Origin of the sequence: Gordonia sp. w5E2, from assembly GCF_036540975.1 — a bacterium.
GTDB lineage: Bacteria > Actinomycetota > Actinomycetes > Mycobacteriales > Mycobacteriaceae > Gordonia > Gordonia jacobaea.
The window spans coordinates 1,321,330-1,334,857 of sequence record NZ_CP144213.1; the positions used below are offsets into that span (position 1 = coordinate 1,321,330).

General features: G+C 64.4%; 12 protein-coding genes. 3 read left to right on the top strand and 9 right to left on the bottom strand.

Going from position 1 to position 13,528, the window contains the following annotated elements; all coding sequences use genetic code 11:
• Window positions 1-24: 24 nt before the first annotated feature.
• From RND64_RS06090 to RND64_RS06105, 4 genes are all read right to left on the bottom strand, one after another.
• Window positions 25-981, bottom strand: coding sequence for a ring-cleaving dioxygenase (locus tag RND64_RS06090; protein ID WP_331436498.1), 957 nt, complete (start codon window positions 979-981; stop codon window positions 25-27).
• Window positions 982-1,081: 100 nt separating this feature from the next.
• Window positions 1,082-2,317: an acyl-CoA dehydrogenase family protein gene (locus RND64_RS06095; RefSeq protein WP_331436499.1), complete on the bottom strand. Its 1,236-nt coding sequence runs from the start codon at window positions 2,315-2,317 to the stop codon at window positions 1,082-1,084.
• Between the two features lie 75 nt (window positions 2,318-2,392).
• On the bottom strand, window positions 2,393-3,109 hold the full coding sequence (locus RND64_RS06100) for an SDR family NAD(P)-dependent oxidoreductase (protein WP_331436500.1): 717 nt from the start codon (window positions 3,107-3,109) through the stop codon (window positions 2,393-2,395).
• A complete protein-coding gene (locus RND64_RS06105) occupies window positions 3,021-3,986 on the bottom strand; it encodes a zinc-binding dehydrogenase (RefSeq protein ID WP_331436501.1) in 966 nt (321 codons plus the stop codon). The genes RND64_RS06100 and RND64_RS06105 overlap by 89 nt, the downstream gene beginning before the upstream one ends.
• A 198-nt stretch (window positions 3,987-4,184) precedes the next feature.
• Between RND64_RS06105 and RND64_RS06110 the strand changes: the two genes are divergently transcribed.
• The 3 genes from RND64_RS06110 to RND64_RS06120 all read left to right on the top strand — a co-directional run bounded on the left by RND64_RS06110 (window position 4,185) and on the right by RND64_RS06120 (window position 8,360).
• Window positions 4,185-5,210 (top strand): AraC family transcriptional regulator, encoded by a 1,026-nt coding sequence (locus RND64_RS06110; protein ID WP_270483127.1) that lies wholly within the window; start codon window positions 4,185-4,187, stop codon window positions 5,208-5,210.
• 174 nt (window positions 5,211-5,384) lie between these two features.
• A complete protein-coding gene (locus RND64_RS06115) occupies window positions 5,385-6,050 on the top strand; it encodes an alpha/beta hydrolase (RefSeq protein WP_270483126.1) in 666 nt (221 codons plus the stop codon).
• A gap of 147 nt (window positions 6,051-6,197) precedes the next feature.
• Window positions 6,198-8,360 (top strand): cytochrome P450/oxidoreductase, encoded by a 2,163-nt coding sequence (locus tag RND64_RS06120; protein WP_270483124.1) that lies wholly within the window; start codon window positions 6,198-6,200, stop codon window positions 8,358-8,360.
• Between the two features lie 89 nt (window positions 8,361-8,449).
• Here RND64_RS06120 and RND64_RS06125 read toward each other — a convergent pair whose 3' ends face one another.
• From RND64_RS06125 to RND64_RS06145, 5 genes are read right to left on the bottom strand one after another with little or no spacing between them, the layout of a single operon-like run.
• Window positions 8,450-9,286, bottom strand: coding sequence for an SDR family NAD(P)-dependent oxidoreductase (locus RND64_RS06125; RefSeq protein ID WP_270483550.1), 837 nt, complete (start codon window positions 9,284-9,286; stop codon window positions 8,450-8,452).
• A 2-nt stretch (window positions 9,287-9,288) separates the two neighbouring features.
• Window positions 9,289-11,082 (bottom strand): NAD(P)-binding domain-containing protein, encoded by a 1,794-nt coding sequence (locus RND64_RS06130; protein WP_270483122.1) that lies wholly within the window; start codon window positions 11,080-11,082, stop codon window positions 9,289-9,291.
• Window positions 11,079-11,525, bottom strand: coding sequence for a cupin domain-containing protein (locus RND64_RS06135; protein WP_270483120.1), 447 nt, complete (start codon window positions 11,523-11,525; stop codon window positions 11,079-11,081). The genes RND64_RS06130 and RND64_RS06135 overlap by 4 nt, the downstream gene beginning before the upstream one ends.
• The gene (locus RND64_RS06140) at window positions 11,522-12,490 is read right to left on the bottom strand and encodes an NAD(P)-dependent oxidoreductase (RefSeq protein WP_270483118.1); all 969 of its coding nucleotides are present in this window, start codon (window positions 12,488-12,490) and stop codon (window positions 11,522-11,524) included. The genes RND64_RS06135 and RND64_RS06140 overlap by 4 nt, the downstream gene beginning before the upstream one ends.
• Complete coding sequence (locus tag RND64_RS06145) at window positions 12,483-13,334, bottom strand: N-acyl homoserine lactonase family protein (protein WP_270483117.1); 852 nt, start codon at window positions 13,332-13,334, stop codon at window positions 12,483-12,485. Before RND64_RS06145 ends, RND64_RS06140 begins: the two co-directional genes overlap by 8 nt.
• Between the last annotated feature and the right edge of the window lie 194 nt (window positions 13,335-13,528).

The following is a 13,528-nucleotide window of genomic DNA, read 5'->3' on the forward strand; positions in this document are numbered from 1 at the left end:
CTTGGTCGAGATGGATCGCGCTGATCAGCCTTCGATCGGCTCCAGCTTGCTGAAGATCTCGTCGCGCCGATCCTCGAACTGCGAAGGGAGCTGGAAGCGCATCCCCAGCTCCTGAGGCGACTCATCGCAGTCCCAGCCGCCGTCGGCGTGGGTCACCGCGATCTCGAACAGTGCACCGCCCGGTGACCGTACATAGACGGACTTGAAGTACTTGCGGTCCTTGAGCTCGGAGATGTCGGTGTAACCGGCACCCTCGATTTCGAACTTCAGCTCGTCCTGGTTCTCCAGAGTCGATGCGTTCCAAGCGAAGTGGTGATAAGTGCCGGCACCGTAGCTCCAGGTGCCCTGATCGTCGGCGCGATTGGCGGTCAGCTCCACCCAGTTGCCGATCTTCTCGTTGCCCACCTGGAAGGCGGCACGGTCGCCGTCCTCAGTGATGTCACCCTGCGAGTAGAAGACGTCGCCTGCGAAGTCGACCATCCGCTCCGGCGTGGTGACGTGGATTCCGACGCCGTGAATGCCGTGGATCGCATACTCCTGCGGCACACCGTTTTCGGAGTATCCCTCGCGGGCGTCGTTCTCATTGGTGACGAACACGTACTCCAGTCCCGAGGGGTGCCGGAAGGCGAGACGACGCTGCCCGAAGGCTTCGATGTTGGTGACGTCCTTGACATCGTGTTCGGTGAGTCGCTTCTGCCAGTAGTCCAACGAACCGGCAGGCACCGACAGCAGAACCTCGCGGGCCTGGTTGGTGCCCGGTTTGCCGAAACGTCCCTGCTGCGCCCACGGGAACGTGGTGATGACGCTCGACGGATCGCCGTTGGCGTTTGAGTAGTAGAGGTGATAGATCGGCAGCGAGCCGTCGAATAGCACGGTGCGCTTGATGAAGCGCATGCCAAGCGTCTTGACGTGGAAGTCCACATCCTCTTGCGCACCGGCGACCGACAGGGTGACGTGATGAGAACCTTCGACAAAGGCCATGACATTTCCTTTCAATGGTGAAACTGTGAGGGTGTTCAACTCTTGCGAGGTGAAACGATAAGGGCCGGAACGAAATTCACGACCCGAAGTCGGCGATGATTCAGGAGGGCTCGGCGAGCAAGCCCGCCGTGTAGAGCGGAGCGGTGATGTCTTGCACGATTGAATTCTGATGGCTGTGCAGCATGCTGAAGTCGCGCCAGATCCGTTCCATCCGGGAGCCGTTCACGAGGGTGCTGGAGCCCGACGTACGCATCAGGATGTGTTCGAGCACATGCCAGGCATCGGTCTGGGCGGCAAACGCCAATCGGCCGATCCCGGCGTCGTCGGTTGCCGAGAAACTACCGTCACCCTTTGCCGAGCGGGTGGCGCATTCCATAAAGTCTCGGGCTGCGGTGTCGAGACAGGCTTCGGCCGCCCGAAGGCGGGTGACGGAGTCTGCAAACCACAGCTGATAGGTCGGATTCTCTGAACGTAAAGTGAAGGGAGGCAGAGCGGTTCGCTTGGAAGTGATCACCTCGCGGTAGGAGTCCAAAGCGCCCAGCACGCCGCCGACGCCAAGGCTGGCCAGTTCCAGCGTGAAGGTCGAAAGTCCGCGTCCGTTGTACATCGCGTTCTTGTGCAGCGCCCATCCGGGGGTGCCGCCGTCGACGTCCATATCGATGATTGTCTTGCCGAGCAGCACGTGCGAATCGGGAACGAAGCCCTCGACGATCTCCACGGTGTGCGAACCCGACCCCTTCAGGCCGAGGGTGCGACCCCAGTCGTCGCGCACGGCCCACAGGGAGCGGGGGGCGATGAACACGCTCAGCGGACCCTGGGTGCCGTCTTCGGCTATGGGGAAGACGTGACCGAGGAAGTGTGTGGAATACGGCCCGCCTGAGGCATAGGGGAAGACGCCGTTGATGATCCAGCCGCCATCGGCCTTGCGCATCGTGCCGCCAGGCGCAGATGTTCCGCCGGCTGCGGTGTGTGGCGTCGAGAAGAACTCGCGCTGCGCCTCGGCCGGCCACCACGACGCCATCCACAGCACGTGTGCTGACGCGAGGCAGAAGCACCAGGCGGTGCTCATATCCGATCGGGCGATCTCGCGGACGATCTTCAGGTAGTCCGCGACGTCGAATTCGTAGCCGCCAAAAGTAGCCGGGCGCAACATGTTGTAGAGCCCTGCCCGCATGAAGTCCAGATGCAACTCTTCGGAGTAGTACGTGCGGGCCTCGGTCTCGGCGGCCTGTGCGAGGATCTTCGGTTGCAACTCGCGCACCGAAGCGAGCGCCTCAGCGAAGGTGAGTTGAGCGGGCGACTCGACGGTGGCGAAGTCTGTGGGTGGGATCGGCATAATCGCGTCCTTTCAGAAGAGGAAGTGTTTTGTTGGGCAGGACCGTTTGGGTTTCAGTAGCGGAAGTGGCTGGGGCTACTGCGCCACATAGCCTCCGTCGCAGGCGATCTCAGCGCCGGTCACATAGGAAGCGTCGTCGCTGAGTAGGAAGGCGATGGTGGCGGCGACCTCAGAGGGGGAGCCGAGTCGCGCCATCGGGATCACCGGTGCGAACACTGCGTCGTCGGCGCCGCCGAGCATGGGGGTGTCGATGAACCCTGGGTGCACGGAGTTGACCCGAACACCTTCGGGCGCCCAGGCAACCGCGGTGCCCTTGCTCATCGATCGAAGTGCACCTTTGGCGGCGTGATAGGCCGGTGACACCGCCGCGGTGCCGACAATGCCGAACATCGAACTTACGTTGACTACTGCGCCGCGATGTTCTTTGAGTGTGGGACCAGCCGCCTTCATGCCGAGAAAGGCGCCGGTCTGCAAGACGCCCACCACGTGATCGAAAGTGGCCTTGGTGCTGTCTTCGATGGTTCGTAGATCGCCGATGCCCGCGTTGTTCACGAGTCCGTGCAGAGCACCTTCGGTGGCCGCAATGTCGTCGATGAGGTCGTGCCAGCCGTCCTCGTCGGTGACGTCGAGGGTGGCGAACCTGCCGCGGCCGCCGAACGTGCGGAGTTCTTTCTCGATCTGGTCGGCGTCCGTCGTATTGATGTCAGTGGCGATGACGGTGGCGCCCTCGTGTGCCAGTCGAGAGGCGGTGGCTCGTCCGATTCCGCCCGCGGCGCCGGTGATGACTGCCACTTTGCCTGCAAATCGCTTCATGATCGTCCTGTCGTGAGAGGCTCTCCATCCCGGTGGGCACCACGGTCCCGCCGCCGCGGGTCATCGCGAATGCCTGCTCCATGGCTGCGGTCTGGCCTGCGGCCTCCAGCGCGACGTCGACACCGCGTCCATCCGTCAGTTCCTTCACCGCGTCAACTGGATTGCCGTCGGCTGGGTCGATCGTGACGTCGGCGCCGAGTCGGCCAGCCAAGAGACGCCGAGACTCTGTCGGCTCCACCGCGAACACGGTGCCGGCTCCGGCCAAACGCGCCGCCTGAATCATCCAGAGTCCGAGGTGGCCGCATCCGACCACGGCGACTGAGTCGCCGGGCTGCACCTGTGCTACCTCGATCACGGCACCCAGACCGGACACGATGCCGCAGCCCAGCATCGCGAGATGCTCGGGCGGCGAGTCACTCTGTACCGCCACGACGTTGCTCTCGCGGTAGATCATCTGTTCTGCGAGTGTGGCGACTCCACCGTCGGCGTGGACAGTGACGCCCGTTTCGTCCACCCCGATGGGGCGGACCATGCCGCCGAGAATCTGCTCGCAAGCGCCAGGACTGTGGCGGACGCAGTAGTAGCAATTTCCACACTGGGCCGAACCGACGACTATGACCTGGTCGCCCTCTCGCACTCTGCGCACCCCGGTACCGGCCTGTTCCACGACGCCGGTAGCGCTGTGTCCGGGAATCAGGGGGAACGGTGTGAGCCCGTGGCCATCGAGGCTCAAGGTGTCGGTGATGCACATGGCCGCGGCGTCGAGCCGGACCAAGACCTCGTCGGCACTGGGCTCACGTAACGTAACGTCGCGGATGCCGAATTGTCCTGTCCCGGAAGCAACTGCAGCCTTCATGAAAGCTCCTCACAGGTGGGTGGAATGGTGACCGGCAACTCGAGGTGCCGGGTGACAATGGCCAGGAGTTCGTGTCACACTCGAAGCTATTCGTGATGGGCATCACTTCCATCGCGGATGTGTGCACAGCGATGTTGCGAACGCGAACACCCATCCCGGAGTGGTCTGACGCCGCAACCAGACGGAACAACTATCAGCGTGTTGAACAACAACGACGAACTCGCCGTGGAACTCACGGACCGACTTCTGCAACCGGCCACCCGCGTCGTCGGTGGTGCCGCCAGGATTCCCGACCACACACAGATCCTCGGTGCGGATGAATGGGGCACCGCGATTGCCGAGACGATCACCCGTTTCGATTTGTCTGCAGATACGGGTAGCGACTTCCACGGCCGCATGAGGGTCCATATGGCCGACGGAATGGCCCTATGCGAGCTGTCGGCCGAGCGGCACGTCGCCACCCATGATCCGTCACGTTCCCGACAGCCCGGCGGCCCGCTCCACCTCTTGTCGTTGCAGCTCAGCGGTGAGGCGAACATGGAGCTCGGTGATCAGCATGTGTTGCTCAAGCCTGGTGACATCGGGTTCTACAGTGCTGACCAGCAGGGGGTTGTGGCCAGCGGCGACGGGTACCGCAGCTTGTGCCTGACCTTGCCGGCCAACGCAATCGACATCCCCACTGACCAGCTGCGGGAGGTGCAGGCTCGGCCGGTGGGCCCCGACCGCGGACTCTCGCCCGCGCTCGCCGCTCTACTGACCTCGCTGAATGACTGTCTCGACCGACTGACCCCGGCGCAGCAGGCTCGCGCGCTGCGCAGTGCGGTGGATCTCGCGGTCACCCTCGTGCTGCACGAGGCCGGTGAGACTCCGGTGCAGATCGACCCGGTGACCCGGCTCCGGCAGCAGGTCTACGCCTACATCGAAGATCATCTGCACGACCCCGAACTTGATGTCTCGCAGCTTGCCGCGGCGCATTACGTGTCGGTCCGGCATGTGCACAACATCTTCCGCGGAACCGAACAGACTGCCGCAGAACGTATTCGGTCCCGGAGACTGGAGAAGGCGCGACGCGAACTCGTCGACCCCGGCATGATCGACGTTCCGGTGGCCGCTGTTGCCGGGCGGTGTGGGTTCGCCAATCCGTCGCATTTCGGCAATCTTTTCAAGGAGCGGTTCGGGATCACGCCGGCGGCGTATCGGATGCAAGCGCACCGCGAGCTGTGACCTGACCAGCCGTCCGAGGGCATGGGTGTGCGGGTTCGGCGCGGGGTGAGCAAGCGGTCGTGCACGCCTACGACACCCGAGAGCACGAATTCGACACAGGTGCCTGCCTCTAGTCGCCCTACTCTGACCGGAGAACCGGCCGCAACGGGCAGGTCCGCACTCTGAGGAGGTTCGATGTCGTCGACCAATCCGCACCTTGCACAACCTGTGACCGAATGGGGTGCCGACGGGAGTAGCGCTGCGATCACGGTGTTGGCCATCCATGGCCGGGGCCAGAACCCTACCTTCATGGTCGAGCAGTCGGCGCGGTTCGGGCTCGACCGAGTCCGTTTCGTCGCGCCCCGTGCAGCCGATGACTGCTGGTACCCGAAGCCGTTCCTTGAACCGCTGACGGAGAATCAGCCCGCACTCGACTGCGCACTCGACACCGTCGACGCTCGGCTCGACGATCTGATAGCCGATGGGACGTGCGTCGAAGACATTGTCTGCTGGGGCTTTTCGCAGGGGGCCTGCCTCCTCGCGCATCACGCGCTGACCCGGCCACGCAGGCTCGGGGGACTGATCCTGTTCACCGGAGGATACGTTGGCGTCAATCCGGTTCGCGGAGAGCCCGGTTCGCTGCGAGACGTCCCGATTATCGTGCGTAGCATAGAAAATGATCCGTTCGTCCCGCCGCACCGGGTACAGGCCACGGTCGAGGCATTGCGGTTCGCCGGGGCAGACGTCGACGACGTGATCGCGCCCGGCGACGAACACATCATCACCGATGAGGCGATCGATACCGCTCGGGAACTGTTGGGGCGCAGCCGCTCCGCGCCGGTAGGGAGTCGGACTACCTGATCCGTTCGGGTGTTGACGGCGGCTGTCCGGTTCGTGCAACAGGCTGTCGCATCAACGAATCGTATTCTCGCCCAACGCCTTTTCCACACATTCGGCTCGTACCGTGGCACGCACAATGACGTGTGTCACACCGAGTACGAGGTAACGATGTCCGATCAGATCATCACCACACCGCCCGTCGCCGACTGGATCACCGGGGAGGATCTGTACCTCGACCCGTTCCCGCTCTACGCCCGGCTACGTGCAGAGGCTCCGGTCGCCTTCGTGCCTGCCACCGGGCACTGCGTGATCAGCAGGTTCGACGATTGCCGGCTGGTGGAACGTGCACGAGCCGATTTCACTGCGGTGGAACCATTTCCGATGATGGACCGAGCGGTCGGGGTGTCGATGCTACGCCGCGACGACCCTGAACACAGCGGCCCCCGGCACGCCGTGAACTCCGCGGTTCGCACCAAACAGGTGCGCGAACACTGGCGGCCGGTCTTTGCCGACAACACCAGCGCGTGGCTGGACCGGCTGGCTGCGGCGGGACCCGGTGCAGACCTCAACACCGAGTTCGCTGCGCCGCTGGCAGCGACCAACCTGCGGTCTCTGGTCGGGTTGACCAACGTGGACTGGCGCGATATTGCGCGCTGGTCAGCAAATTTCATCGCTGCAACAGCTAACATCGCCGGTGACCCCGACATATGGGCGGCCAACGAACTCGTACACCGCGAGGTCGACGAGGCACTCGATGAAATGATCCCGGAACTGCGCACACACCCGGACGGCTCGATTCTTTCGTCGTTCATCCACGCGGGCCTGCCAGACGCCGTCCTACGCAGTAACACGAAATTGTGCATCGCCGGCGGTGTCAACGAACCTCAGCACTCGCTGACCGGGACGGTGTGGGCGCTGGCCACTCGTCCGGAACAGGCGAGGCTTGCGGCCTCGGACCCGCAGCAGTGGTATCCGCGGGCTTTTGCCGAACTGGTGCGGTGGGTTTCGCCCATCGGCGCCATTGCCCGGATGGCCTCGCGAGACGTTGAAATCGGCGGCGTGACGATTTCGGCAGGCACCCCGGTTCTGGTCTCTATCCACTCGGCCAACCGCGACGAGTCGCGATTCGACGCCGCAGACGACTTCGACATCACGTCGGCGACGGACAACCACTATGCCTTCGGCAGTGGCCCCCACATGTGCGCCGGCCGATGGGCGGCGGAATGCGCGATCGGCGAGGTTGCCCTGCCGATGTTGTTCGAGCGATTCCCCGATCTGCACGTGATCGGTGCCGAACAACGCACCCCGCGCGGTTGGATCTTTCGCGGGATCGACGAACTGCCGGTGACTTGGGACAGCGTCAGCGAACGCGTGGAGATCCGGGGCGCGACTCGCGCTGTGGTGGCCGCGCGGCGGGAAGTGGCGGAGGACATCATCGAACTGGAACTGGCCGTGAACCCGATGCCGGCCTGGTCACCCGGCGCCCACGTGACGCTGACGCTTCCCGGCGGCATGGATCGGCACTACTCCATCATCAGTGCGGATGCCGACGCGCAGACGTTTCGCATCCTGGTACAACTCGACGGCGAGGGGCGTGGTGGCTCACGCCACCTGCACAGTCATGCGCACCCCGGCACGGTGTTGGGCTTCGGCGGGGTGCGTAACAACTTCGAGATGCAGGGCATCTCGACGGACAGCGGCCGGCATTATCGGTTTCTCGCCGGCGGTATCGGGATCACCCCGCTGCTGCCAATGGTCGAACAGGCAGACCGAGCGGGCGCGCAGTGGACACTCGACTACGTGGGTCGGAAGACCACACGTATGCCATACCTGGCCGAGCTGATCCAAGCCCACGGAGCACACATCCGCGCGCACGTGACCGGGGACGATGGCCGCCCAGATTTGAGAACCCTCGTTGCCGGGATGCTCGACGGTGACGTCGTATACGCCTGCGGCCCTGCGGGTTTCCTGGACGAGATGCAGGAGATGGTCAGTAGTCGGCCAGGACTGAGGTTGTGCCTCGAGCGGTTCGTCGCTGCCGACATCGCTGACCGCGGACTATCACGTTTCACAGTCACGACGGCGAGCACCGGAGAGTCGTTCGACGTCGGTCCCGACGACACCATTGTCGACGTGTTGAGTCGCGCCGGGGTGGAGCCGACGACATCGTGCCTTGAAGGAGTCTGCGGCACTTGCGAGACAAAGGTTCTCGGCGGTGTGCCATGTCACCGGGACTCGATTCTCACTCCGGCGGAACGGGAATCGGTCACCGATCGAACGATGATCTGTGTGGCGCGCTCGCACACCCCGAATCTGGTGCTCGACTTGTGATCGGCATGCCGCCCGAACGCACGCGCGCCACACATGCGACGACATCGCACAGCGCGGCGAGACCGTCCACACCCGCGAGCAATAAAGCCTCAGCTCGACACGACCGCCCCGTGCCGCTCAACGAGGGGTCCGTCGGTGACGCTGATGTCCCACAATCCAGCGCCGCCGGCATTGCGGTTGGTGTTCTGGATGTTCGCGCCGCCGTCGACGGAGAGGATCTCGCCGGTGATGTATGTGGCGTCGTCGCTCAACAAGTAAGCCACCGAACCAGCGATCTCCTCGGGCCTGCCCGCGCGCCGCAAGGGTGAGGTACCAGCACGGCGAATCATGTCGTCACGGCCGGCCGGTCCGAAGATGGTGGTCGGCACGATGCCCGGGGCAATACCGTTGACGCGCACGCCGATTGGGCCGCCGTAGACAGCAGCGCCGTGGACCAAGCCGATGACACCGTGCTTGGAGGTGGTATACGCGAGCAGATCGTTGCTGCCGCGCAGCCCGGCGATCGACGAGGTGATGACGATGGAGCCGCTGGTGCCGGTGGCGTGGAACTGCCGGAACGCCGCCCGTACGCCGAGGAACGGTCCGCGCAGGTTCACCGCCATGACGGTGTCCCATTCCGCGGCCTCCACTTCCACCAGCGGTGCGACCGATCCGGCGATGCCCGCGTTGAGGAAGTGGAAGTCAACGGTGCCGAATCGGTCCACCGCGGCCGTCATGTACTTGTTTACTCCGTCCTCTGCCGACACATCTGCGCCCACACCCACTGCGGGCGTGGACAGCCGGTCCGCCACCTCGGTGGCGGCCGCGCCATCCAGATCGACGGCCACCACGTGGACTCCTTCATCGGCCAGACGGGTCGCGGCGGCACGGCCCAACCCGCCCGCGGCGCCGGTCACCACGGCGACCTTGCCGCTCAATCCGTTCATGCTCATGCGGTCTGCTCGCTTTCGGTACTCGTCATCTCAGGAGTGGCGGTGCCGGAACTCGGGGCGGTCGCCGTGGGGGAGTTGCCCGGGGTGGCGCGCCGGAGTTCCTCGGCAAGAATCGGGAAGGCTGTAGTGGCGGCCTGGAATCCCATAGCGCTGGAGATCTCCATGACCTCCAGGATCTCCCCGGTCGTGGCCCCGTACCCGATGGCGTTGCGGATGTGCAGCTTCCAGCCGGGAACGTAGAGATGCGTCGCGGCAGCGTCGAAGGCGATGTAGATCAGCTCCTTGACCTTCGGCGTCAGGGTGCCGGTACGCCACGGGAGCGCGGAAAACTCTGTGTACGCCTCGAACATCTCGGGGTCGAGTTCCAGCATCTCCTCCCAGAACGGATGCCAGTAGCCGCGTTCGTCGGTGAAGCGCCGTTGCAGATCCCTCTGGGCGGCGGACAATTCCGCTGGGCCGTCCCGCAGCCCCTCTTCTGTGAGCACTTCCACCAGAAGCGGCACCCCGATGTTCATCGCGTGGATGCCGAGGGTGGTGGTCAGCTCTATCGTCTCGATGATCTCCGCGGTGGTGGCACCATGCTCGAATGCGGCCCGGATATGTTGGCGCACACCGGGTTCGTGCAGATGGGTGGCCGCAGCATCCACCGCGAGATAGATCAGTTCCTTGGTCTTGGGGTCCAGGTGGTTCTTGCGCCACGGGACCGCGGCGAGATCGACATAGGCCGCCAGCAATTCCGGTCGCAGATCCAAGATCGCTTGCCAGGAATCGTCCCACGTCTGGTGCATATCGACGACGGCCTGCTTCACCCGATCCCGGTCTGGTGATTCGCCTTCGGTATCCGCGGCGGCGGCATCGGCTTCGGCGGTCGCGGTTACTGTCCTCGGAGTTTCTGACGTTGGGGCAGAAGCCGAGGAATCCACCCAACGGGCGATCTCAGTGTGGTCGGCGCCGGCATCGAGGTCGATGGACGCCTTCTCCCACAGTGCTACCGCGTACTCGCCGAGCTTGGTCGGCGCACCCAGTTGAGCCGCCAAATCAGTGGCGATCCTCATGTCCTTGAGCATCAGCGAGAGGGCGAACCCCGAATCGAAGGTGCCGGGCAGGATGAAGTTCGGGAACTTGTTGTCGGTGGATCCGCTGCGCCCGCTTGAGGTGTTGAGCAACTGGGTCAGCACTGCGGGGTCGAGCCCGAAACGCTCGCCCGCGGTGACCGCCTCGGCGGTGGCCAGCAGATGGGTGGCCGACAACAGATTGTTGATCGCCTTGATCGCGTGTCCTGCACCCACTCCGCCACCCAGTCGTGGGGTGCCCAGCGTTTCCAGGATGGGGCGGACCTGAGCGAACGCATCGTCGTCGCCGCCAACCATGATGGTGAGGGTGCCGCCGACGGCACCCCGCACCCCACCGGACACCGGGGCGTCGACCAGGAGGACCCCGCGCTCGTCCAGCCGGCCGGCCAGGGCGCGGGTGGAGGTGGGATCCGACGAACTCATGTCGACGACGATGTCGCCGCTGGCCAGGGCATCGGCCGAAAGTAGTTCCGCGAGTACCGATTCCACGATCCGCGAGTTGGGCAGCATGAGGATCACCACTCGTGCGGCGCGGCTCGCCTCGGCGGCGGTGTCCGCGGGCAGGCCGCCGCGGCTGACCAGGCGCGCCCGGGCTGCCTCGTCGACGTCGAAACCCGACACCGGATAGTCGGCGTCGATGAGGCGTGCGGCCATCGGGGCACCCATGTTGCCCAGGCCGATCACGGCCACAGGGGTGCCGGTCGCCGCCGTTCTCATCGGTTCACCCCCGGCTGGGCAGTGTCGGAGGAGGTGGCGGTCTGTGCGTTGTGGACGAACAGACCCGCATTCTGGTAGTCGTCGTCGGGGACCGGGTCCCCCCAGGAGGTGGTGCCTAGAGAGATCGCGGTGTGGGTCATGAATGACCCTTTGGCCGCGCCGTGCCAATGCTTTTCACCCGGCGGACACCAGACGGTGTCACCAGCCTTGAGAACACGCACCTGCGTTTCGGTGCCCACGAGTCCCTCACCGGCGAGCACCTGCAGGATCTGACCGTTCTCGTGCTCGTGCCAGAAGGTGCGGGCGCCGGGGGTGAAGCTGACCGTATTGATGGTGACGCCATCTGTTGACGGCATCGTCAGGTAGTTGTGCACCACCCCGTCGAAACGGGAGCCGGTCTTGCCTGCGGTACCGGACTGATCGATTCCATGGATGAGTTTCATCGGGCGTCCTCGTCGGAGTCGTGGAGGCGGACATGACCGGAGATGTCTCCGATCGCGTCGACCACCGTGTTGCTGATGCGCTCGGTGTAGCCGAGCTGATTGGCGAGACCGAACGCCGCCAGCGGCGCGGCCGAGTTGGGGCTTGCCACACCGAGTTCCGTGGTCAAGTCGACGTAGGCCAGTACGTCTTTCATCATCAGGGCGTTCGTCAGCCCGCCTTCCAGGTAGTCGCCGCGGATGATGGACGGGAATCGGTTGAGGGTCGCGAAGTTGACGCCGGAACTGCTGTTGAAAACCTCCAGCAGCACCGCCAGGTCCAACCCGGCCTTTTTGCCGGCGACCATCACCTCGGCGGTGGCCGACAGCGAGATCGCGTTGAGAAAATTGTTGAGCAGCTTCGCGGTGTGCCCCGCGCCCACCGGGCCGCAGTGGAAGACCTTGCTGGAGAAGGCGTCCAGTACCGGGGTCACGGAGTCCAGGGTCTCGGCCGGGCCGCCGACCATCAGTGTCAACGCACCCTTGGCGGCTGCAGCGGCACCACCGGAGATCCCGGCGTCGAGCAGGGTCACCCCCTGCTCTGCCAGCCGTCGGGCGAGGCGGCGGGTGGAGGCGGGTTCGGAGGTGCTCAGGTCGATGACGATCTGACCGGGGCGCGCGTTGCCGAGGATGCCGTCGGGACCCTCCACCACGGCTTCCACTATCCGGCTGTGCGGCAACGACAACAGTATGACGTCGGTCTGCTCGACCACCGCGGTCACCGACTCGGCCGGGTCGGCGCCACAATCGGCGGCACTCCCGGCGCGGGCGTCGTATCCGATCACCCGTCGGTCGCGGGCGACGAGACAGCGCGCCATCCGTCCTCCCATGTTGCCTAATCCGATGAACCCCACGGTGTGGAATGTGCTTGTCCCGCTACCCTTAGCGGTTGTTTGCTGTGCCTCTGTTGTCGTCGTGGTCTCAGTCATTGGCGGTTCCCTTCGTTGTACGCGCCAGCGGCGCGGCTTCGGCAGCGGCTCGGCCGAGAACGACGGCGAAGTCGGCGTCGGGGTGGCTTTGGAAGCGCGTCATCACCTCGGGATCGTGTCCGGGGACGAGGGTTGCGTCGTACTCCTGCGCCAGCCGCTTCATGGTGTCGAATCCGGCGTACATCGCCGCCAGGTCGGCGACCACGAGGAATGGCATGTCCCTGTCGAGTTCCTCGTAGTAGTGGGTGGCGTCAGAGGCCAGGAGCACAACCCCGTCGGCGGTGTTGACGAGCAGGATCGCCTGCCCAGGCGAATGTCCGCCCAGTTCGATCAGCTCGATCCCCGGCGCGATGGCGGTGCGACCCGCGCAAAGGATGAGTCGACCTTGATCGGCGACGGTGCGCAGATGATCGATCTCGTCGTCTTCCACAGAGTGCGCGAACTGCAGCCTGCCTGCGAGTTCACTTGTCCAGAAGTCGAATTCGGATCGAGGTGTGAGCACGGTGGAATGTGGGAACAAATCGAGGTTCCCGGCGTGGTCGTAGTGGGCGTGGGTGAGGACGACGGTGGCGGCGTCGCGGTCCACTTCGAGCGCGTCGAGGGCGTCACGCGGATGAATCAGGTGTCCGCGGCCGCGGTGCCTGCCGCCGGCGACGCTGTACCCGGTGTCGACGACGATGGTGCGCCGGTGGTTGCGGATCACCCAGAGGTAGTAGTCCATCCCGATGGGGCCGTCGGGCTCACCGTAGAGGTGATGGTTGAGGAACACCTGGCTGCGCGTGGTCTGCCGGGATGCGTAGCGCACGGCGATGACGTCGTAGGTGTCCGGTGAGTGCTCGGTCATCGACCGGCTCCTTCCAGAATTTTGTCATACATTACAACATGAGCTTCGAAACATGAAAGAGTTCCGCTTATCCAAGTCGGAAGTTGATCAGTAAAAGCCCGATGAGCTGGGTATTAGCATCAGCTCCCTGGAGCTCACGCAGACGCACTATGGACGACGAACGATGCTAGACGCTAGTGTTGTCGGACAATTAT

Bases quoted from the DNA above. Each gene is read 5' to 3' on its own strand.
- RND64_RS06090 (WP_331436498.1), bottom strand. From the start codon at position 981: ATGGCCTTTGTCGAAGGTTCTCATCACGTCACCCTGTCGGTCGCCGGT.
- RND64_RS06095 (WP_331436499.1), bottom strand. From the start codon at position 2,317: ATGCCGATCCCACCCACAGACTTCGCCACCGTCGAGTCGCCCGCTCAA.
- RND64_RS06105 (WP_331436501.1), bottom strand. From the start codon at position 3,986: ATGAAGGCTGCAGTTGCTTCCGGGACAGGACAATTCGGCATCCGCGAC.
- RND64_RS06115 (WP_270483126.1), top strand. From the start codon at position 5,385: ATGTCGTCGACCAATCCGCACCTTGCACAACCTGTGACCGAATGGGGT.
- RND64_RS06120 (WP_270483124.1), top strand. From the start codon at position 6,198: ATGTCCGATCAGATCATCACCACACCGCCCGTCGCCGACTGGATCACC.
- RND64_RS06125 (WP_270483550.1), bottom strand. From the start codon at position 9,286: ATGAACGGATTGAGCGGCAAGGTCGCCGTGGTGACCGGCGCCGCGGGC.
- RND64_RS06130 (WP_270483122.1), bottom strand. From the start codon at position 11,082: ATGAGAACGGCGGCGACCGGCACCCCTGTGGCCGTGATCGGCCTGGGC.
- RND64_RS06135 (WP_270483120.1), bottom strand. From the start codon at position 11,525: ATGAAACTCATCCATGGAATCGATCAGTCCGGTACCGCAGGCAAGACC.
- RND64_RS06140 (WP_270483118.1), bottom strand. From the start codon at position 12,490: ATGACTGAGACCACGACGACAACAGAGGCACAGCAAACAACCGCTAAG.
- RND64_RS06145 (WP_270483117.1), bottom strand. From the start codon at position 13,334: ATGACCGAGCACTCACCGGACACCTACGACGTCATCGCCGTGCGCTAC.